General features: G+C 64.5%; 18 protein-coding genes and 2 tRNA genes. 19 read left to right on the top strand and 1 reads right to left on the bottom strand.

Translation table 11 applies throughout. The features are described 5' to 3' along the window. Nucleotides 1-18 precede the first annotated feature (18 nt). From G8O24_RS23200 to G8O24_RS23190, 3 genes are all read left to right on the top strand, one after another. Nucleotides 19-762, top strand: a complete 744-nt coding sequence (locus G8O24_RS23200) for a tRNA-uridine aminocarboxypropyltransferase (protein ID WP_188103358.1) — start codon at nucleotides 19-21, stop codon at nucleotides 760-762. Between the two features lie 156 nt (nucleotides 763-918). Continuing rightward, nucleotides 919-992 (top strand) — tRNA-Cys (locus G8O24_RS23195). 188 nt (nucleotides 993-1,180) lie between these two features. Continuing rightward, nucleotides 1,181-1,327 carry a hypothetical protein gene (locus G8O24_RS23190; RefSeq protein WP_188103356.1) on the top strand — a complete coding sequence of 49 codons (147 nt, stop codon included), beginning with the start codon at nucleotides 1,181-1,183 and terminating at the stop codon, nucleotides 1,325-1,327. A 51-nt stretch (nucleotides 1,328-1,378) separates the two neighbouring features. Here the strand turns inward: G8O24_RS23190 and G8O24_RS23185 are convergent, their stop codons facing one another. Further along, nucleotides 1,379-1,573: a hypothetical protein gene (locus G8O24_RS23185; protein ID WP_188103354.1), complete on the bottom strand. Its 195-nt coding sequence runs from the start codon at nucleotides 1,571-1,573 to the stop codon at nucleotides 1,379-1,381. A gap of 250 nt (nucleotides 1,574-1,823) precedes the next feature. On the opposite strand from G8O24_RS23185, the gene G8O24_RS23180 reads away from it, so the two are divergent. The 16 genes from G8O24_RS23180 (at nucleotide 1,824) to G8O24_RS23105 (ending at nucleotide 20,729) form a co-directional block, all read left to right on the top strand. Beyond that, nucleotides 1,824-2,087, top strand: coding sequence for a hypothetical protein (locus tag G8O24_RS23180; protein ID WP_188103352.1), 264 nt, complete (start codon nucleotides 1,824-1,826; stop codon nucleotides 2,085-2,087). A gap of 512 nt (nucleotides 2,088-2,599) precedes the next feature. Further along, on the top strand, nucleotides 2,600-3,436 hold the full coding sequence (locus G8O24_RS23175) for an ABC transporter substrate-binding protein (protein ID WP_376708077.1): 837 nt from the start codon (nucleotides 2,600-2,602) through the stop codon (nucleotides 3,434-3,436). Nucleotides 3,437-3,446: 10 nt separating this feature from the next. Continuing rightward, nucleotides 3,447-5,069 carry an amino acid ABC transporter permease/ATP-binding protein gene (locus tag G8O24_RS23170; RefSeq protein WP_188103350.1) on the top strand — a complete coding sequence of 541 codons (1,623 nt, stop codon included), beginning with the start codon at nucleotides 3,447-3,449 and terminating at the stop codon, nucleotides 5,067-5,069. Nucleotides 5,070-5,112: 43 nt separating this feature from the next. Further along, nucleotides 5,113-6,354, top strand: coding sequence for an acetamidase/formamidase family protein (locus tag G8O24_RS23165; RefSeq protein WP_188103348.1), 1,242 nt, complete (start codon nucleotides 5,113-5,115; stop codon nucleotides 6,352-6,354). 134 nt (nucleotides 6,355-6,488) lie between these two features. Next, complete coding sequence (locus tag G8O24_RS23160) at nucleotides 6,489-8,816, top strand: acetamidase/formamidase family protein (RefSeq protein WP_188103346.1); 2,328 nt, start codon at nucleotides 6,489-6,491, stop codon at nucleotides 8,814-8,816. Nucleotides 8,817-8,830: 14 nt separating this feature from the next. Continuing rightward, complete coding sequence (locus G8O24_RS23155) at nucleotides 8,831-9,214, top strand: RidA family protein (RefSeq protein WP_188103345.1); 384 nt, start codon at nucleotides 8,831-8,833, stop codon at nucleotides 9,212-9,214. A 306-nt stretch (nucleotides 9,215-9,520) separates the two neighbouring features. Beyond that, nucleotides 9,521-10,684, top strand: a complete 1,164-nt coding sequence (locus tag G8O24_RS23150; protein WP_188103343.1) for a PspA/IM30 family protein — start codon at nucleotides 9,521-9,523, stop codon at nucleotides 10,682-10,684. A gap of 13 nt (nucleotides 10,685-10,697) precedes the next feature. Beyond that, complete coding sequence (locus G8O24_RS23145; protein ID WP_188103341.1) at nucleotides 10,698-11,366, top strand: OB-fold-containig protein; 669 nt, start codon at nucleotides 10,698-10,700, stop codon at nucleotides 11,364-11,366. Between the two features lie 11 nt (nucleotides 11,367-11,377). Next, on the top strand, nucleotides 11,378-13,081 hold the full coding sequence (locus tag G8O24_RS23140; RefSeq protein ID WP_188103339.1) for a flotillin family protein: 1,704 nt from the start codon (nucleotides 11,378-11,380) through the stop codon (nucleotides 13,079-13,081). Nucleotides 13,082-13,294: 213 nt separating this feature from the next. Next, complete coding sequence (locus G8O24_RS23135) at nucleotides 13,295-13,663, top strand: hypothetical protein (protein ID WP_188103337.1); 369 nt, start codon at nucleotides 13,295-13,297, stop codon at nucleotides 13,661-13,663. A gap of 135 nt (nucleotides 13,664-13,798) precedes the next feature. Continuing rightward, a tRNA-Asn gene (locus tag G8O24_RS23130) sits at nucleotides 13,799-13,873 on the top strand. 193 nt (nucleotides 13,874-14,066) lie between these two features. Continuing rightward, nucleotides 14,067-14,246 carry a hypothetical protein gene (locus G8O24_RS23125; RefSeq protein WP_148752283.1) on the top strand — a complete coding sequence of 60 codons (180 nt, stop codon included), beginning with the start codon at nucleotides 14,067-14,069 and terminating at the stop codon, nucleotides 14,244-14,246. Nucleotides 14,247-14,385: 139 nt separating this feature from the next. Beyond that, nucleotides 14,386-15,048, top strand: a complete 663-nt coding sequence (locus G8O24_RS23120) for a protein-L-isoaspartate O-methyltransferase family protein (RefSeq protein ID WP_188103335.1) — start codon at nucleotides 14,386-14,388, stop codon at nucleotides 15,046-15,048. 205 nt (nucleotides 15,049-15,253) lie between these two features. After that, nucleotides 15,254-16,645 carry a TolC family outer membrane protein gene (locus tag G8O24_RS23115; protein ID WP_188103333.1) on the top strand — a complete coding sequence of 464 codons (1,392 nt, stop codon included), beginning with the start codon at nucleotides 15,254-15,256 and terminating at the stop codon, nucleotides 16,643-16,645. Nucleotides 16,646-16,949: 304 nt separating this feature from the next. After that, nucleotides 16,950-17,723: a PopZ family protein gene (locus G8O24_RS23110; protein ID WP_188103331.1), complete on the top strand. Its 774-nt coding sequence runs from the start codon at nucleotides 16,950-16,952 to the stop codon at nucleotides 17,721-17,723. A gap of 129 nt (nucleotides 17,724-17,852) precedes the next feature. Further along, nucleotides 17,853-20,729 (top strand): valine--tRNA ligase, encoded by a 2,877-nt coding sequence (locus G8O24_RS23105; RefSeq protein WP_188103330.1) that lies wholly within the window; start codon nucleotides 17,853-17,855, stop codon nucleotides 20,727-20,729. Nucleotides 20,730-20,731 lie beyond the last annotated feature (2 nt).

Raw genomic sequence — 20,731 nt, 5'->3', positions numbered from 1 at the left:
AAGCGTATAGCGGCGATCATGTCGAACCCAGCCGAGACCACGGCCGCTGCGCCCGAGCCCATTCCCGAATGCCCGCACTGCCAGAAGCCGATGCCGCTCTGCATCTGCGACAGCGTCACGCCGATCGAGAACAAGCTGTCGCTCCTGATCCTGCAGCATCCGCAGGAGCAGGACAGGGCGCTCGGCACGGCGCGGCTGCTTGCCAGGCACTTCGCAGACGCCACCGTGCGGGTCGGGCTGTCCTGGCCGAGCCTGTCGAAGGCGCTGGGGCGCCCGATTGACAACGCCTCGCACTGGGCCGTGCTCTATCTGGGCTCGGCGCGCGCCGCCGACCTCGACGTGGAGGGCGAGATCGTCGCGCTCAACCGCAAGGGCGAGGTTGCGGAGAATCAGCGCGCCATCCTCGGCAAGCTCGAAGGCGTGGTGTTGCTGGACGGCACCTGGAGCCAGGCCAAGGCGCTGTGGTGGCGCAATCCCTGGATGCTGAAATGCCAGCGCGTCATCCTCAATCCGGCGCACCCATCGCGCTATGGCCGGCTGCGGCGTGAGCCGCGCAAGGACGGACTGTCGACCATCGAGGCCGCCGCTACGCTGCTCGCCGGCCTCGAGCGACGCCCCGACATCGCCGAGACGCTGAACGCCAGCTTCGAACGGATGTTGAGGCGCTATCGCGAGGTTCAGGCCGAGTTGCCGGAACTGGCGCCCAAGCCGGCGCCCAAGGGCCGCCGGCGCGATTTCCGCCGCGGCAAAAAACGGGCCTGACGCGCGTCACCGATCAAGACGGTGCCGGCGCGGGCGCATCGCGGTGGCCGGCGCGACCGAACCTGTTCCCGGTCGATATCTCGGCGGTGCGAAGGTCTAGCCGGCCGGTCGGGGTTGCCTAAGCTCTTGATCCCCTATATTGGTCCGCCCTTACGGGGCCACGTGGCGGAGTGGTTACGCAACGGTCTGCAAAACCGTGTACACCAGTTCAATTCTGGTCGTGGCCTCCATCATAAGCTTCTGATTTTCCAGCTTAAATCTATATTTGATCGCGTCCCGCGAGATCGCGCGGACGGAGCCTGCGCGCCCATGCCCACCGGGTTTGCCCGGGGCTTGTCGGAAACCCTCGATTCAGGCCCGATGGCATAGACTTCGCATCTGCGAAGGGATGCAAGCCCCAACAAGCGCAGGAGCAGACGTGGGCGAGATTGTCCGATTTATCCCGAAATCCGAGCTGGAGCGGGCACGCCTTATTGCCGAGGCGCGCGCGATCTACGACAGCATCTTTCCGCCAGCGGCGCCCGACCGGGCACCACGGGGCGGCGAGGAGAGCGTCAAGACCTGATCGTGGGTTGCGTGGCCGCGCGGGTTTTGCCTCAGGCTCAGCTAAGAGGTCTCAGCAGGCGGCGTACCAACCGTCCGGAAACGGCAGCAAGGGCCAGGCGCCCTCATTGTCATTCGCGGCTTTGGGCGTCGCGTCGAAGCTCCACGAATGCGGCACGAAAATCTCCTCCGGCAAGGTCGCGAAATCTTCGTTGATCATGGCGTCCCGAACGGCATCCAGCATCAAATTGAATTCGGCTTCGCTCATCACACCCTCCGGAACGCGGATGGCGCACTGTCGCAAAGCCGGTTTGTTTCCCGATTGACCCGATCGTTCGCATTTTAACGATCAGGCGATCGGGGTCTGTTTGGTTAGCGCTTCCTAAAAATCCCCACGGGAACCATCGTTCCTCGGGCCGGCGGCCAATGTGAAAGAGATCACATTCTCAGAGATTTATTTCTCCTACCCCTGTGCGCACCGGCCAATGCGGGTCGGGCGGGCAGACAGGAGACTGGTCATGAAGGCGAGGTTCTTGCGGTTTGCAGGTGTGAGAAGCCGGGCGCATCGCGCCTCGACAGTCGGGCTGTTCCTGACGATGTTTGCATCGGCCGCCCAGGCCCAGCAGGGCACGCCGGAGCAGCGCCGGGCCTGCACGCCCGACGTCTACCGGCTCTGCGCCGGCGAAATCCCGAACGTCCGCGCCATTACGGCCTGCCTGCGCCGTAACCGCTCAAGCTTGAGCGAGGCTTGCCGCACCGTGTTCGACCAGGCCGGCGGCTGACATGGCTGGCCTGTGGGTTTGTGCGCAGCAAGTCCCTCGCGCAGGCTGACGAATCCGGCACAATCAGCCTGTGGATATGCTGCGGACAGCCTGTGGATGGCCGTGAGGTCTGGCGAACGCAGCGGGTAGATGCGCCGGGTGGCGTCATATCTCCGTCAAGCCGCTTCACCACATGATGTCCTGATCGGCCGATCTCTGCATCATCCGCAATCATTTGGTTCTCCCGAATTCGAAAATTGCGCATCCCGCTGCCTCCTGCCCGCGAACAGATTTTGTGCAGCTTGGTGCCCAAATCGCGGGCCCGCTCCATCCAATTTTTTGTACGCCTGCGGACAAGCTTTCCCCGGCGCACTCCACCTAGGCTCGCTCCCGAGATCTGGAACATGGCGAGCGCCATGACAATTCGAAGGAGTGGGACGATGGAGAGACGGGGATTGCCCAAGCAACTGCATCACGCGCGCCGGGGGATGTCGCGCGCGTTGTCATGGCGCAAGGCCGCGCTTGGCGCCGCCATGGTTTGCGGCCTCGTCGCCGCGGCGCCGCTCAGCGCGCAAGCCGCCCCGCCCGCGGCCTGTGCCGCACTCCAGGAGAAATATCCGGACTGGAAGGGCAAGACGCTCGTCAACGCCATCAACCCGCACACGCCGGGCTATGAGACGATCGATCCGAAGGATCCCAGCAAATATATCGGCTTCGATATCGATCTCGGCGAAGCCATCGGCGAATGCCTCGGCTTCAAGCTGACCTACAAGCCGGTGGTGTTCGCCGCACTCCTGACCACGCTGTCGGCAGGTCAGGCCGACATCGTCATTTCCGACATCTACGCCACCAAGGAGCGCGCGAAAGCCGCCGACTTCATCACCTATTCGAAGGTGTTCGACGGCGTGCTGGTCGCCAAGGGCAATCCGAAGGGCATCAACGGCATCAACATGTCGATGTGCGGCGCGGCCGCGGCCGAGAACACCGGCTATGTCGAGGTGCCGCTGGTCCAGGCCCTGGCGCCCGAATGCAAGAAGGCCGGCAAGGCAGAGCCGACCGTGCAGCTCTACGACAACAACGCCAACTGCATCCAGGCGATCCTTGCCGGCCGCGCTGACACCTATGTCAACGACGTCAACACCGTCGACAGCGCCGTCAAGGCCTATCCGGACAAGCTGGAGAAGGCGATCGCGGTAACGATCCCGTATTCGGTCGGCATCGCCGTTCCCAAGGACAAGCCGAAATTCCGCGACGCGGTGCTCGCTGCGCTGATCGAGGTGCAGAAGGCCGGCACGCACATGGAGCTTCTGAAGAAGCATGGGCTCGATGTGAACAACTTCAAGGAGCCCGACATCCTGACGGCCGACTGATGTCGCTCTGATGTCGCTGTTCCTCCACTACCTGAGCATGCCGTATCTGCTCGAGGGCATCGAGCTCACCCTGGAGGTGACTGCCCTCGGGCTCGGCGGCGGACTGATCGTCGGATTGATCCTCGCCGGCATGCAGCTTTCGCGCTTCTGGCCGCTGGCGGCGATCGCCAGGGCCTATACCGTGATCTTCCGCGGCACGCCGCTGATCCTGCAAATGGTGTTCGCCTACGACGCGTTGCCGCATATCGGCCTCAAGCTGCCGGCCGTGCTTGCGGCCGGCCTTGCGCTGGCCTGCAACGAGGCGCCGTTCATCGCCGAGATGCTGCGTGCCGGCGTGCTCGGCGTCGACCGCGGGCAGGTGACGGCAGGGCAGGCGCTCGGCATGACGCCACAGGTCCTGATGCGCCGCGTGATCGCGCCGCAGGCGATCCGCACCATGATCCCCGCCTTCGGCAACGAGGCCGTCAGCGCGCTGAAAAACTCCTCGCTCGCCTCCGTGGTCGCGGTCCAGGAGCTGACGCTGCGCTCGACTCAGCTCGCGTCATCGACCTTCGATTTCTTCTCAATCTTCTTTGCCTCGGGCCTATTGTATCTCGTGCTGACCGCGACCATCAGCGCCATCCAGCTCGTCGTCGAACGGCTGCTTGATCTCGATCGCACCACGAGCCGCCGGCGCAGGCTGGCCGACTATCTGCCATGGCGACGCGTCGATCTGGGCGCCCAACCCGACCTCGCCGATGCGACCGTGCAGAAGCCGGAACCCTTACAGCCGGAGCCCGCCGACACGCCGCCGCTGGCGTTGACCCGGGAGGAGCGCGTTCGGCGTGCGGCGACGATCGCGCGCAACAATATCGCCGTGGAAGCCAGGGACCTCACCAAGAGTTACGGCCCGCAAAAAGTTCTCGACAGCCTCAACCTCACGGTGCGCGTCGGCGAAGTGGTGGCGCTACTCGGGCCGAGCGGCTCCGGCAAGAGTACGCTGCTCCGCTGTATCAACCATCTTGAGAACTGGGATGCCGGCATCATCCATGTCGGGGGCCGGCGCCTCGGTTTTGGCGGCGATGGCAAACCGCTGTCGCCGCGCGCGATCGCCAATGAACGCGCCAGTGTCGGCGTCGGCATGGTGTTTCAGCAATTCAACCTGTTTGCGCATCTCTCGGCGAAGGAAAACATCGCAGGTCCCCTGCGCTGGGTCCATGGCATGACCCGCATCGATGCCGACCGCCGCGCAGCCGAGCTGCTCGACCGCGTCGGGTTGTCGCATCGCGCCGATGCGCTGCCACGGCACCTCTCCGGCGGCCAGCAACAGCGCGTCGCCATTGCACGTGCGCTCGCGCCCAATCCAAGCGTGCTGCTGCTGGACGAGCCCACCTCTGCGCTCGATCCGGAGCTCGTCAACGAGGTGCTGGAGGTGATCCGCCGCCTCGCCATCGACGACGGGCTCACCATGATCATCTCGACCCACCAGATCCGCTTCGCCGATGAGGTCGCCGACCGCGTCGCATTCCTGTCCGGTGGCGCGATCCTCGAGGAGGGGCCGGCACATGAGGTGCTGTCCAACCCGCGCAACCCGCTGACCGCGCGTTTCCTCAGCGTAATGGACGCCGACAAAACCCCGGAGGCGGTGCGATGAGCGCGGCCTCCGCGAGAATCAAGACTCCCGAAGAGGCCCATTCATGAAGCATTTCACGCTGCCGGTTTCGCCGAAGACCGTCCATTGGGGCTATTTCTCCAAGAAGGTCCCGCCCGCCCTGACGCTGCGCTCCGGCGATCGCGCCACCATCGAGACGCTGACCCATCACGCCAACGATGATTACGAGCGCATGATCCAGGGTGACCCCGGCGCCGAGAGCGTGTTCCACTGGACGCGCGAGCATAAGGCCGTGGCGCGCCGCGGCTCGGGCCCGACCGAAGGCCCGTTCATCCGCGGCGCAGGCGAGGGAATCGGCGTGCACCTCCTCACTGGCCCGGTCGCGATCGAGGGCGCCGAGCCCGGCGATGTTCTGGAGGTGCGCATCCTCGACGTCAGGCCGCGGCCGAGTTGCAGCGCCTGCCATGCCGGCCGCTGCTTCGGCTCTAACGTCTCGGCGAACTGGGGCTTTCACTATCACGATCTGATCGAGGAGCCGAAGCCCCGCGAGGTCGTCACCATCTTCGAGCTCGACACCTCGGGCGAGCCCTATGCGAAGGCCGTCTACAACTACGTCTGGACACCGCAGACCGATCCTGACGGCATCGTGCATTCCACCATTGATTATCCCGGCGTCCGCGTCGATCACGCCACGATCAGGAAACGCGAGAACATCCTCTCCAGCGTGAAGGTGCCGGCGCGGCTGCATTTCGGCACGATGGGCCTTGCGCCATCCGAGGCCGATTTCGTCAGCTCGATCCCGCCAAGCTATACTGGCGGCAACATCGACGACTGGCGCATCGGCAAGGGTGCGCGGATGTTCTATCCGGTCGCGGTATCAGGCGCCTATTTCTCGGTCGGCGATCCCCATGCCGCGCAGGGCGACAGCGAGCTCGGCGGCACCGCGATCGAGACCTCACTCACCGGCGATTTCGAGTTCATCCTGCACAAGAAGGCTGATCTCGCCGGCACACAGCTCGAAGGTCTCGACCATCCCATGCTCGAGACCGACCACACCTGGTCGTTCTACGGCTTCACCTATCCGAACTATCTCGCCGCGCTCGGCGCCGACGCGCAAACGGAGATTGCCAATCACTCCAGCCTCGACCGCGCGATGCGCGATGCGTTCAGGAAGCTCCGCCGGTTCCTGATGATCGTGCACGGCCTCAGCGAGGACGAGGCGATCTCGCTGATGTCGGTCGGCGCCGATTTCGGCGTCACTCAGGTCGTGGATGCCAATTGGGGCGTTCACGGAACGATCCGCAAGAACATCTTTCGCTGCGACTAATGCATTGAGGCATAGCCCGTTTTCGAGATGAACACGTCACAGGCGGAGATCATTTGCGATCCGTCGCTGCGACGGATGACCGCGTGCGGCTGGCACAGAGGTTGCTTCGATCGACCGTAATCTGGGTCGATCCGATGAGCTTCCGCCCATTCACGAGCGAGTCCTACGCACAAGACGACCGCCCCGAAGCCTGGCGGGACGTGCTGGCCGCGGTCGGCCTGCAACCGGCAGGTAGTCATAGCTTCTACGACGGACACGCCACAGCATCGCATCGTCATGCCGATGGCATTGCTCTGACTCGCATGGCCGCAGGCGCGCAGAGCGTCGCGCCACTCACGCCATCGAACGAGGATCTTCCGATCGCGCTGATGCCGGTTGAGGACGGCATGGTGCTCAAGAGCGGCGCCAGTCATCGCATCGTTCCGGTCGGGCATCTCGTGCTGCTGCCGCGCAACGGCGACTGGAGCATCGTGTTCCAGCGCGACATGCGGGCCATCGTCCTGTCGGTGACCTCCGAGGCGTTGCACGGACGCCGTTCGGGCAAGCCGCGGCTCGGCGAGCCCCGCGTGGTCCCACCAGGCGGTTTCGCCGATGTGTTCGCGCGTATGCTGGATGCGACCGCGCGGACGCTCGACACGTTGAGCGACGGCGAATGGAAGACGCTGGCGCAGTCACTGGTCGATCTGCTTTTGACGCTTGCCCATCAAGTGGCCGCCTCGACATCGGATGCCGGATCGAGCGCGACACAGGCCGCGCTGCTGCACCGGATTTGCCAGACCATCGAGCGCCGGCTCGACGATCCCGATCTGGTGCCGGCGCGGGTCGCACAGGCCGAGGGGATTTCCGAGCGCTACCTGCAAAAGCTGTTCGAGACGGTCGGCGACAACTTTACCCATTACGTCCGCGAGCGGCGGCTCCAGCGCGCCTGGGCCGACCTGTCCAACCCGACGGAATCACATCGATCGATCTCGGAGATCGCCTACGCCTATGGTTTTGGCGATTCCGCCCATTTCAGCCGCGCCTTCCGCCATCGTTTCGGCCTGCCGCCGCGCGAGTTTCGCCAGCAGGAGGCGGAGCGGGCGACCACGCAGCATGGTGTCGCCGGACAACGCGGCTGGCCGCAGGAGGCGCTGGCGCGCGCGCATCAAAATAGCGCGGAGGCGCGCAGCGACGTCGCGCGCATCAGTGGCGAAGAGACGCGCTCAGCGGAGCGACGGCATCACCATCTCCCGGTGGAAGCCAGCCGCGTTCATTGGGGCTATTTCAGCCGATCGTTGCCGCCGCAGATCGAGATCGCCTCCGGCGACACCATCACGATCGAAACACTGACGCAGCATGCCTCGGACGATCCCGACTTGATGATTGCGGGCGATGCCGGCGCGGAGAGCGTGTTCGGCTGGACCGCCGACAAGAAGAACGTCGATCGCCGCGGCGCCGGCCCGATGGATGCCAGCGTGTTCGGCCGCGGCGCGGGCGAGGGCTTTGGCGTGCACATCTGCACGGGGCCGGTGGCGGTGAAGGATGCCCAGCCCGGCGACGTGCTGGAGGTGCGCATCCTCGACATCGTGCCGCGCGTAAGCCGCAATCCGAAATATGCCGGTCGTGTGTTCGGCTCCTCGGTCGCGGCCTGGTGGGGCTATCACTACAACGAGTTTCTCGGCGGTCCCAAGCCGCGCGAGATCGTCACCATCTACGAGATTTTCGACGATCCCGAGGAGCCCCACGCTCGCGCGCTGTATTCCTACCGCTGGGAGCCGCAGACCGACCCTTTCGGCGTCGTGCACACCACCTACGACTATCCCGGCGTTCCCGTCGTATCAGCCACGATCAAGCGCCGCCACGCCGTGCTCGATGGCATCAGCATTCCGCTGCGGCCGCATTTCGGCGTGATCGCGGTGGCGCCGCGCGAGGTCGATTTCGTCGACTCCGTGCCGCCGTCCTATTTCGGCGGCAATCTCGACAATTGGCGGCTCGGGAAGGGAGCGACTGTCTATCTTCCTGTCTCGGTGCCCGGCGCGCTGCTCTCGGTCGGAGATTCCCACGCCACGCAGGGCGACGGCGAGCTCAGCGGCACCGCAATCGAATGCTCGATGACCGGCACCTTCGAGGTCATCCTGCACAAGAAGGCCGATCTGGCCGGTCGTCCCTTCGCCGATCTCTCTTATCCCCTGATCGAGACCGAGACAGACTGGGTCCTGACCGGTTTCAGCCATCCCAATTACCTCGCCGAGTTCGGCGCGCAGGGCCAGAGCGAGGTCTACGCCAAATCCTCGCTCGACCTCGCCATGAAGGACGCATTCCGCAAGATGCGGCGCTTCCTGATGAACACCAAAGGTCTCAGCGAAGACGAAGCGATCGCGTTGATGTCGGCGGCCGTCGATTTCGGCGTCACGCAGGTCGTCGACGGCAATTGGGGTGTGCATGCCATCCTCAGCAAGCGCCTGTTTCGGGACGCGACTTAACAAGGATATCTCAGGTGAAATTCCACATGATCAGCGGCGGCCCGAAGCCGGTCGCCCCCTTCAGCCACGCCGTCGAGACCGACGGCTTCGTCTTCGTCACCGGCCAGATGCCGGACACGCCGCAGACACCGGGCGTGCTGCCTGAGGGTATCGTCGCGCAGACACGCGCCGTGATGGAGAATTTGAAGGTCGTGCTCGCCGGCCTCGATCTCGGCCTCGAGCATGTCGTGATGACGCGAATCTATCTGACGCGTTTCAAGGAGGACTACGCCGCGATGAACGAGACGTATCGCACGTTCTTCGCGGAGGGCAGGCTGCCGGCCCGCACCTGCGTCGGTGTCACCGGTCTTGCCTATGACGCGTTGATCGAGATCGACCTGGTGTGCCGGCGGCCGTGACAAGGCCCGGGCGCGAAGCGCCGCGCGGATGCAGAGCCGGGGCCTGAGTGGCCGCCACCCGCGTGGCCTCCCGGGTCCCGGGTCTGCACAGCAACGCCTTGCATTACAGCGCGCCCGAAACACGAGAGCTTGCATTTCGCCTCGAATTGCAACTTTTGCGTGCAAGAAGTCTTGATCGACGGTGATCTAGTGGTGATGACCCGCCTTGAACGCGGCTCCAGGCGACAGCGACTAACCCGTAAGTACAACAGGATCAGTGGAACGTGATCGAGCTTTCCTCTTGTAAAGCACCAAAATGGTGCTTTAGTGCTTTCCATGAGCCCGTCGCCCCGGAATGCGCCCTCGGCGCTTCGATACAGGCTTGCCCCTGACCCGGCTGCCAAGGCCGCCATGGAGGCGACGTTCAGGGCCTATGACCGCATGATGGAGATCCTGGATGAGGTCGCGCGGACCCATAATGTGGGCTCCAACGTCGTCCTGCTGCACGCCCATGCCTATGAGCCGATCCGGAAAGAGACCGCGCTGCCGTCGCGGCTGGTGACGCTGGGGCTGCGCGACCGCACAGAATATCGCGCCGCGCAGGGCCGCCGCCTGCCGCTCGACGACAAGCTCGCCAAGATCAAGGGGCCGGCCACCATTTCGATTTCGACCGTCCAGGGGCGCTTCAGCGTGCCCTTCGACTACGCCGGCTACGCGGAGGGCTGGGGCCAGAGCGTGCCCGCGCATCTGATCCGCACCGATGACGGTTTCGAGGTTCACTACGGCGTCACGCCGAACAGTCTGCCAGAGGAGGAGAACGCTATGGATACCATCGCAGCCGCTCCCGAGAATTTCCTGTCCCGGGTCGGACGTCTGATCGCCGGCATCGCCTATGACGCGATCGAGCAGGCGGAAGGCAACAACAAGCTGAAAGTGGTTGGCCAGGCCATCCGCGAGATCGAGCGCGCCGAGAGCGAGGCGCGCGATGCGCTCGCAGCCGCACGTGCCAAGGAATACCGCCTCAATGCGCGCCGCAGCGAGATCGAACGCGAGATGACCGATCTTGCCGCCAAGATCGAGGGCGCCATCACGGATGGCCGCGACGACCTCGCGCGCGCCGGCATCGCCCGGCAGATGGACCTGGAGGCGCAGTTCGAGGTGCTCTCCCGCGCCATCGACGAGAACAACGAGAAAATCGAGCAATGCGTGACCTCGCTGCGCGCGGTGCTGTCGGCGATCCAGGATGCCGAGCAGCGCCGCGTCGATCTCGCAAAGAGCGAGGCGGAAGCAAGCCACCAGGCTTCGAACTCGCCGCGCAAACGTGGCGGCAGTTCCGCGGCGGCGAAGGCGCTGCGAGCGGGCAGGGCGGTGTCGCGCGTCACGGGTGTTCCGCCGGGCATTCCCTATTCGAGCGACATTGACGAGCTCAGCGCGCTCCATCGCGACAAGGAGATTGCGGCAAGGCTCGCGCGGTTGAAGTCGCGCTCCTGACGAGTATCGTGTCATGAGCACATTGCTCGAACACGTCATGGCGCCGGAGGTCCGGCCGTTCGCGATCGCGGCGGCCATGATCCTCATCGTGGGCACGCTCGAAGTGGTCACGATGCTGGTCGGTGCCTCCTTGAGCGAGATGCTTGGCACCAGCATCGATTTCAGCCATCCCAGCGACAATGGCGTGATCAATGCCATCTCCTGGATCAATGTTGGCGGCGTGCCGCTCTTGATCTTCCTGTTGCTGGCGCTCGGTGCCTTCTCGATCACCGGCTTCCTGATCCAGGACGTCCCGCGCATGGTGGCGGGGCCGCTGCCGGCGAGCATCGCCTCGCTCGCGGCGGTCGTCGTCTCGGTGCCGCTGGTCCGAGCTGCGAGCCGGGGTATCGCGCGGATCATTCCCAAGGACGAGAGCTATGCCATCGGCCTTGGCGATCTCGTCGGCCGTGTCGGGGAGGTGGTCGTCGGTCCGCTCGACCAGGGGCCGCCCGGTCGCGTCAGCGTCGCCGACGTCCACGGCAACAGGCATTTCGTCCTGGCCGTGGCGGCTCCCGACTCGGCGCCATTGCCGCAGGGGACCCTCGTCCTCCTGGTCGACCGGGTCGACACCCGTTTCGTCGCCGTGAAGGCCGACGATGAACTCAAGCCGTCCAAAGCCACTCTAAGCCAGCAAGTCCATTAGCGGAGAAAGTCATGTTCGACATCGCAGTCCCGGCCATGATCGGCGTCGCGCTGATCGTCGTCCTCGGGATCATCTTCACCATTCTCTACAAGCGGGCCACGCGCGACGAGGCCTTCGTGCGCACCGGCCTCGGCGGCAAGAAGGTCGTGCTCGACGGCGGCGCCATGATCCTGCCGATCTTCCACTCCTATGCCAGCGTCAATCTGAAGACGCTCAGGCTCACCGTCGAGCGCAAGGAGCGGGAATCGCTCATCACCAAGGATCGCCTGCGCGTCGACATCGTCGCCGAATTCTATGTCCGCGTCCGGCCCGACGACGAGAGCATTGCGCTCGCGAGCCAGACTTTGGGCGCCCTGACCAATGACGCCGAAGCCCTGCGCAACCAGGTCGAAGCCAAGTTCGTCGACGGCCTGCGTTCGGTGGCGGCCACCATGACGATCCTGGAATTGCAGGAAAAGCGCAGCGATTTCGTCAAGCACGTGCAAGCGACCGTGGAATCCGACGTGAAATCCAACGGTCTCGAGCTGGAGTCGGTGTCACTGACAAAACTCGACCAGACCGACGTCAAGTTCTTCAATCCGGAAAACTTCTTCGACGCCGAAGGCCTCACCCAGCTCAAGACCATCACCGAAACGCGCCGTCGCGACCGCAACGCCATCGTTCGCGACAACGAGGTCGCGATCGCGCAGAAGGACCTCGAGGCGCGCCAGCAGACGCTGGGAATCGAGCGGACCAAGAAGGAAGCGGAATTGTCGCAGGAACGCGACATCGCCAACAAGACCGCGAGCACCCGCGCCGAGGTCGCAACCGCTACCCAGACTGCGCGCCTGACCGAGGAGAATGCGCGCATCGACACCGACCGCGCCGTCGCCGAGAAGGAGGCGGGTGCCAAGCAGGTCAAGGAGACTGCGGTCATCGAGTCGGATCTCGCCATCAACAAGCGCAAGACCGACGCCCAGCGCGAGATCCAGATCGCGACACAGGAAAACGAGATCCAGATCGCGTCCAAGAGCAAGCAGACCTCGGAAGCCGTCGCCGAAGCCAAGGCGGCCGAAGCGCTCGCGGTGTCCGCCGAGGAAAAGGTCGTGACGGCACGCGCCGTCGAGGTCGCCGACCGCGCCCGTCTGACCCAGGTGCTCGCCGCGCGCACGGAAGCCGAACGCAAATCGACCGAGCTGATCGTCGCGGCGGAGGCCGAGAAGAAGGCCTCGCTCGACCGCGCCGAGGCCGTCAAGACGCTGGCCACGGCCGAAGCCGAGTCCAACAAGATCAAGGCGGTCGGCGTGCGCAACATCGGCGAGGCGGAAGCGGCCGTCATCACCATGAAGAACGAGGCGCAGAACAAGCTCGGCGCCAACGTGATCGATTTCGAGATCGCCAAGAAGCGGATCGAGACCATGCCGTCGGCACTGGCCGAGATGGTGAGGCCGATCGCCAACCTCAAGGACGTTCGCATCCTGCACACCGGCGGTGCGTTCGGCGGCAACGGGGCTGCGGGCGGCGGCGTGGGCTTCGGCGAGGGACTTGCCGGTGAGCTGCTCAAGGTGCATGCGCTGCGTCCGATGATCGACGAGATCCTGCGCCAGAGCGGATTTGCGCCGGGCGATGATCCCGTGAAGGCGCTGGTCGGCGCCGTGACCGGCAAGGCCAATGGTGCCGCTGTTGCGCCGGCAGCGGTCCCTGCGCCGGAGAAGACGAGCGCCGCAGAACTGTGAATGCCGGTTCATTGCTGCGGAGAATTCGAAACGATATGAACTGGCTCGTTGTGCGTCTCGCGTCGTGCAACGAGCCGGAGCGCGGATCGAGAGCGTGTCGAACCTCTCGTTCGCGCTCCGGACGAACCGATCAAGGCAACGCCATTGGTTGCCGCGGCGCCTGCGCCGATCGACGTCAGGCGCCGGAGCCCGTTTCGATCCGGAGCATTTCACATGAAGTATTTTCTTTCTGGACTGATCGCGATCGGTCTTGCGATCGCCGCCGCCCCGTCGTTCGCCGCCGACGCCCGCAACGTCACCGTCGTCAACGAGACCGGCTATGCCATCAAGTTCCTGGGCTTCAACGCGCCCGACGATGGCCTGGACGAATGGGACAACGAGCTCGACAAGGTTTTGCAGAACCAGGCCAGCACCTATGTCGAGTTCGACGAGGATGACGAGGGCTGCGTCTGGAACATCCGCGTGGACTGGCAGAATTACGACGAAGCCGTGCTCTGGAAGAACGTCAATCTCTGCAAGATGACCGCGCTTCGGCTGCGCTATGACCCCGGCACCAAAACCACGTCGTTCATTGCCGAGTAGCCTCGGCTTGACCTCCCTCGAGGAGGGGCCGGATAAGCGCTTCCTCGACGCTTAGCGAATGATGGCGAATTCGTCCTTTGCAAGCGCAACCGGCTTTGTTATACGCAGCCGCGCGCGAACGACTGGTTCGCCTTTTCCTCGGTAGCTCAGCGGTAGAGCATCCGACTGTTAATCGGATGGTCGCTGGTTCGAATCCAGCCCGGGGAGCCAAATTTCAGCTTATTCTCAATGACTTACGATCGTATCCTGATGTGCGGCGCGATGTCGCTCATTCGATCTCTCAACGTCCTTGTGCTCTCAACGCAGCAGAATCGCATTCAAGTGGATGTGTGCGGCGGCGGCACCAAATCGACTTAATTCAACTCGAACTTGGCTGGGCCGGACTCTTATGGAGCTGTTTCCCATGCCCGACATCCAGATCGACCGCGCCCATTTGGCCCCTTCGATTCTGCCGGCTGACATTCCAGAACTCAGCGACGATGAATGCTTGGCCTGTCTCGCCCGTGCCGTCGAGACTCCCGATTCGGCGCGACTGGACGAGGTGGCGGCTCTGATCGGGCGCCTTGCGGTCGCGATCGAATAGGGGCCGTCCCGCCTCGGACTCTCGCATGGGTCTTGCCGTTGGCCGAGCGGCCAACGGACGTGTTGCGTTTTCGCAGAGCCTGTTCCAAAGATGCCGCCAACTCATCTCCGCGGCATCGTCCGCCATGCAGGGTCTGCAAATGTCCGGTTTCTCGACCGCGCGCCAAAAAATGGTCGATGGCCAGGTGCGTACCAATGACGTCACCGATCGCCGTATTCTCGACGCCATGTTCACGGTTCCCCGTGAGGTGTTCGTGCCGGCCAGCCGGCAGGCCCTGGCCTATCTCGACCTCGACCTCGATGTGAGCGAGGGCGCCGCCAAGCGCTATCTGATCAAGGCCGCGCTGACCGCAAGGCTGCTCCAGGCCGCCGAGATCGGCGAGAGCGACCATGTGCTTGTCGTCGGCTGCGCCACCGGCTACCTCGCGGCGCTGACCGCCAAGCTTGCAAGCCAAGTCACGGCAACGGAAAGCGATTCGGCCCTGGCTGCGAAAGCTAACGCGGCCTTCGTCGCGCTCGGCCTCACCAATGTCACCTGCAAGGTCGCCGCCTGTGCCGAGGGCGATTCGTCCGCCGCGCCCTATGACGTGATCGTTCTCAACGGCGCCACCGAGGTCCCGCCGGAAGGACTGTTCGGCCAGCTCAAGGAGGGCGGACGCCTGGTGGGCGTATCGGCCGAATCCCGGCCATCAAGGGCCATGATCGTGACCCGTTCCCATGGCGAATTCGGCTACCGGCCGCTGTTCGATGCGGCCGCCCCCGTGCTCCCGGGGTTGGAACGGGCCGCCGCCTTCGTCTTCTGAGCGCCGAAACCCTGTTAAAATCCCGTTCTGAATCAGAAGTGTGGCCGGGATGCTGCACGTGAAGAGTTTCCACTGAGAACTACCGGGAGGTAGTTCCGTCGCGCTCGACCGCATCCTATGTTGCGGCGGGGCAACGACTCCACTTGGATACGGTAACCAGGCTCGCGGGCACGAGCCTGGCGTGAGAATGAACGGAATTTCAGGGATGCATGGGGTGAAGCTTTTCACCGGAGCAGCGGTTTCGGTCCTCCTGGCGGCACTTGCCGGGCCGGCGCCTGCCTTGGCGGATACGATCGAGGCCGCGCTGGTGCGCGCCTATCAAAACAATCCGCAGCTCAACGCACAGCGCGCCCAAGTGCGCTCGACCGACGAAGGCGTGCCGCAGGCCCTGTCCGGCTATCGCCCCAAGGTCAATTTGAGCCTCAGCTCCGGCTACCAATATCAGGATGTCCAGGCGATGCAGAAGGGTCTTGCGATTCATAGCGATCCGCCGCTTCAGCCCAACGCCGCCAGTCTGACCGTTAGCCAGACGCTCTATAACGGCAATCAGACCGCCAACAGGACGCGTGCGGCAGAGAGTCAGGTCTCGGGTTCCCGCGAGGCATTGCGCGTGCTCGAGCAGACGGTCCTGTTGCAGGCGGCAACGACCTACATGGACTATCTGCGTGATGCGGCGACGCTCGAAGTTCAGCGCAGCAACGTGCGTGTGCTCGAGCAGACGCTCAAGCAAACGCGCGATCGCTTCAATGTCGGCGAGGTCACGCGCACAGACGTGGCGCAGTCCGAGGCTCAGCTGGCTGCGGGCAAGACTCAAGCGTTGACCGCCGAATCAAATCTCACGACGACCCGCGCGAATTTCCGCCGGATCATCGGGAACGAGCCGACGAACCTCGCGCCTGGCTCCCCGGTCGATCGTTTCCTTCCTGTGACGATCGCCTCCGCCGTGGGTCTCAGCCTTGTCGAGAACCCCAACGTTACCGCTGCGATGTATGGGATCGACGTCAACTATCTCCAGGTCAAGATCAACGAAGGCGCATTGCTGCCGACGGTCACGGTCGCGGCGACCGCCAGCACGGCCTATCAGCAGCAACTGACGGTGTTCCGAACGAATACCGCGTCAGCCATCGCGACGGCTTCCGTGCCGATCTTTCAGGGCGGCGCTGAATATGCGCTGATCCGTCAGTCCAAGGAAAACCTGGCTCAGCAGCGCCTCAATCTCGAAACCACCCGCGATCAGACTCGGGCCAATGTCGTCCAGGCCTGGGGGCAGCTGGAAGCCGGCAAGGCGCAGGTGCAGTCGGCGCAGGCCCAGGTCACCGCTTCCGAGATCGCGCTGAACGGCGTGCGCGAAGAAGCCAAGGCCGGTCAGCGCACCACGCTGGACGTCCTCAACGCGCAGCAGGCGCTGGTCAACGCGCGCGTCGCGCTCGTCACCGCCCAGCATGACCGCGTGGTGGCGTCCTATTCGGTGCTGAGCGCGGTTGGCCGCCTCGCACCGCAGGTGCTCGGCCTCAACACCACCGTTTACGATCCGAGCGTGCATTACCAGCAGGTCCGCGACAGCTGGGTCGGCGTGCGCACGCCCGACGGACGCTGATTGCCGTAGTCTTCCGGTCGACCTCGCAAACAGCCGAGGCCGACCGGCGCTTTGCTTGCAATCGTCAAAATCCCTGACATAGCCTTGGCAAGAAGGTGCGGGTCGATTCGTCCCGCATTCGATGTTGCATGCGTCGTGCTTGAGTGACGGGGCAGGGGCGCGCCGCCTCACTTTTGCGTCGTGATCTGGGGACAAGTCTGGCTGCCGCGATGAAAATGTCGGGGCGCACATCCGGAACCGGCCAATCCTGTCGTGCTTGGTGTAAAACAACGCATGCGAGGGCGTTGATGATGTGGAGTCGGAGATGACGCAGCCTGCAAAGGTCACAGAACCCTCCATGGAGGAGATTCTGGCCTCGATCCGGCGCATCATTGCCGATGATGAGGCCAAGCCGCCGCCTGCGGAAGCTGCGAAGCCCGCGCCGGCGCCCGCTGCGCCCACACCAAAGGCGATGGCCGATATTCCACCATCCAAGGTTGCGCCCGCAAAACCTGCCGCTGAGAAGCCAGCGCCGCCGCCGGCCTCGAAGCCCGCGCCGCCTCCACCGGCGCCTGCGGCCGATGCGGGCCCCAACAACCAGGACGATATCGACGCGCTGCTGGCTGGCCTCGACGAAGCCACGCCTACGCCCGAGGTGCGGGCTCCCGAACCCGAGCCCGAGCCGGAGCCTGAACCCGACGTGCTCGAACTGACCGACGAGATGGCGATGGATCCGGCGCCGACACCGGCGCCGCCGCCGCCAAGCTTCCGCAGGGTCGAGCCGCGCGACGATCTCGAATTCGCCGAGGCACCGCCGCCTCGTCCGGCGCCAGCGCCGTCCTACGCGCCGGTCGATTACGATGCGCCGCCACTGCCGCCGCAGCAGCCGATCCTGGCCCAGTCGACGGTCTCGGCGGTCGAATCCGCCTTCAATTCCCTGGCCCACACGGTGCTCAGCAGCAATGCACGGACGCTGGAGGATCTGGTCAAGGAGATGCTGCGCCCGATGCTCAAATCCTGGCTCGACGATAACTTGCCGGGCCTCGTCGAACGCATCGTGAAGGCTGAAATCGAGCGGGTTTCGCGCGGCGGCCGCTGAGCCAGGGCCTGCGGCCCCGATAAAGCCCTGCTCCTGTGTCATACTTGGTCTGCCGGTCGGGCCGGAAAGCCCTTTTGCCGCTGAGCTTTCCGTTGACTTGAACCCCGCGCGCGGCTTTCTAGCAGCCCCATGATCGAGAAAAACTACCAGCCCGCCGATATCGAAGCCCGCATGTCCGTCGTGTGGGAGGACAGCCTTGCCTTCAAGGCCGGCCGTCCTGACCGCCGCGACGCCGCGCCCTTTACCATCGTGATCCCGCCGCCGAACGTGACGGGCTCGCTCCATATGGGCCACGCCCTCAACAACACGCTGCAGGACATCCTGTGCCGCTTCGAGCGCATGCGCGGCCGCGACGTGCTGTGGCAGCCGGGTACCGACCATGCCGGCATCGCCACCCAGATGGTGGTCGAACGTCAGCTGATGGAGCGCCAGCAGCCCGGTCGCCGCGAAATGGGCCGCGAGAAGTTTCTCGAACGGGTCTGGCAGTGGAAGGCCGAGAGCGGTGACACCATCATCAACCAGCTCAAGCGGCTCGGCGCCTCCTGCGACTGGTCGCGCGAGCGCTTCACCATGGACGAGGGCCTGTCGAAGGCCGTCGTCAAGGTGTTCGTCGAGCTGCATCGCGACGGCTTGATCTACAAGGACAAGCGGCTGGTGAACTGGGACACCAAGCTGCTCACCGCAATCTCCGATCTCGAAGTGCAGCAGACCGAGGTGAAGGGGCACCTCTGGTATCTGCGCTATCCGATCGAGGGCAAGACGTTCGACCCAGAGGATCGCTCGACCTTCATCGTGGTTGCCACGACGCGCCCCGAGACCATGCTCGGCGATACCGGGGTCGCCGTCCATCCCGAGGACGAGCGCTATCAGAAACTGATCGGCAAGAACGTCGTCCTGCCGCTGGTCGGCCGCAAGATCAAGATCGTCGCCGACGAATATTCCGATCCCGAGAAGGGCTCGGGTGCGGTCAAGGTGACGCCCGCGCACGACTTCAACGATTTCGAGGTCGGCAATCGCCACGGCCTGCGCCGCATCAGCGTGCTCGACAGGGAAGGCTGCCTCGACCTCGTCGACAACGAGGATTATCTGAAGGATCTGCCGGAAGGCGCCTCGCAGTTCGCCGAAGAATTCAACAAGGTCGATCGCTTCGCGGCGCGCAAGCGCATCGTCGAGCGGCTGGAATCGTTCGGCTTCGTCGAGCGGATCGAGCCGCACACCCACATGGTGCCGCATGGCGACCGCTCAGGCAGCGTGATCGAGCCGTACCTCACTGACCAGTGGTATGTCGACGCCAAGACGCTGGCAAAACCCGCGATCGCGGCGGTGCGTTCGGGCGAAACGACTTTCGTGCCGAAGAACTGGGAAAAGACCTATTACGAGTGGATGGAGAACATCCAACCCTGGTGCATCTCGCGCCAGCTCTGGTGGGGCCATCAGATCCCGGCCTGGTATGGGCCCGATGGCAAGGTGTTCGTCGCCGAGACCGAGGAGGAGGCGATCAGCCACGCGCTCGGCTATTACGTCGAGCAGGAAGTGATCACGGCCGAGCAGGGCCGTGAGATGGCGCTCGACCGCAACAAGCGCGAAGGCTTCATTACGCGAGACGAGGACGTGCTCGATACCTGGTTCTCGTCGGCGCTGTGGCCGTTCTCGACGCTCGGCTGGCCGGAAGACGCGCCCGAGGTGCAGCGCTACTACCCGACTAACGCGCTGGTCACCGGCTTCGACATCATCTTCTTCTGGGTCGCCCGCATGATGATGATGGGCCTGCACTTCATGAAGGAGGTGCCGTTCTCGACGGTCTACATCCACGCGCTCGTCCGCGACGAGAAGGGCGCCAAGATGTCGAAGTCGAAGGGCAACGTCATCGACCCGCTCAACCTGATTGACGAATATGGTGCCGACGCGCTGCGCTTCACGCTGGCCGCGATGGCAGCGCAAGGGCGCGACATCAAGCTCGCCACCAGCCGCGTCGAGGGCTACCGCAATTTCGCGACCAAGCTGTGGAACGCCTCCCGCTTCGCGGAGATGAATCATTGCGCGGTGCCCGAGGGCTTCGAGCCGGCGAAGGCCAAGGAGACGCTGAACCGCTGGATCGCGCATGAGAGCGCGCACACCGCGCGCGAGGTGACCGAAGCCATCGAAGCCTATCGCTTCAACGATGCGGCAGGTAGCATCTATCGCTTCGTCTGGAACGTCTATTGCGACTGGTATGTCGAGCTCGCCAAGCCCGTGCTGCTTGGCCCTGATAGCCCCGCCAAGGACGAGACCCGCGCCATGGTTGCCTGGGCACGCGACGAGATCCTGAAGCTGCTGCACCCCTTCATGCCCTTCATCACCGAAGAGCTGTGGGAGGTGACGGCCAAGCGCGACGGCTTGCTCGCGTTGGCGCCGTGGCCGCTGAAGCCATCCGGGCCGACGCCGGAGCAGCTCGCGGTGCTCGCCGCCGCGGCCGGACCAACCGACCCGTTGGTCTCGCCCGCGTTCGTGATGCCGATTTTCGACCATGCCGATTTCACCGATCCCAAGGCGGAAGCCGAGATCGGCTGGGTGATCGACCTGGTCACGCAGATCCGCTCGGTGCGCGCCGAGATGAACATCCCCCCGGCGACGCTGACGGAGCTCGTGCTCGCGGGCGCCTCGGCCGAGACGAAGGAGCGCGCGCCGCGCTGGACCGAAATCGTCAAGCGCATGGCCCGCCTGTCCGACATCTCCTTCGCCGACCGCGCGCCAGATGGTGCGGTTCAGTTGCTGGTGCGCGGCGAGGTGGCCGCCTTGCCGCTGAAGGGCGTGGTCGATTTCGCCGCCGAACGTGCGCGTCTCGACAAGGAGATCGGCAAGGCCGACGCCGACATCAAGCGTGCCGAGTCCAAGCTGGCGAACGCGAAATTCGTCGCCAACGCGGCCGAAGAGGTCGTCGAGGAGGAGCGCGAAAAGCGCGAGGCGGCGCTCGCCCGCAAGGCCAAGCTGCTGGAGGCGTTGGAGCGGCTGAAGCAGGCGTCGTAAGG

Origin of the sequence: Bradyrhizobium campsiandrae, from assembly GCF_014529705.1 — a bacterium.
In the GTDB taxonomy this organism is placed as follows: Bacteria; Pseudomonadota; Alphaproteobacteria; order Rhizobiales; family Xanthobacteraceae; genus Bradyrhizobium; species Bradyrhizobium campsiandrae.
The sequence above is the reverse complement of the archived record's forward strand: the minus strand, read 5'-3'. Positions and strand labels throughout refer to the sequence as shown.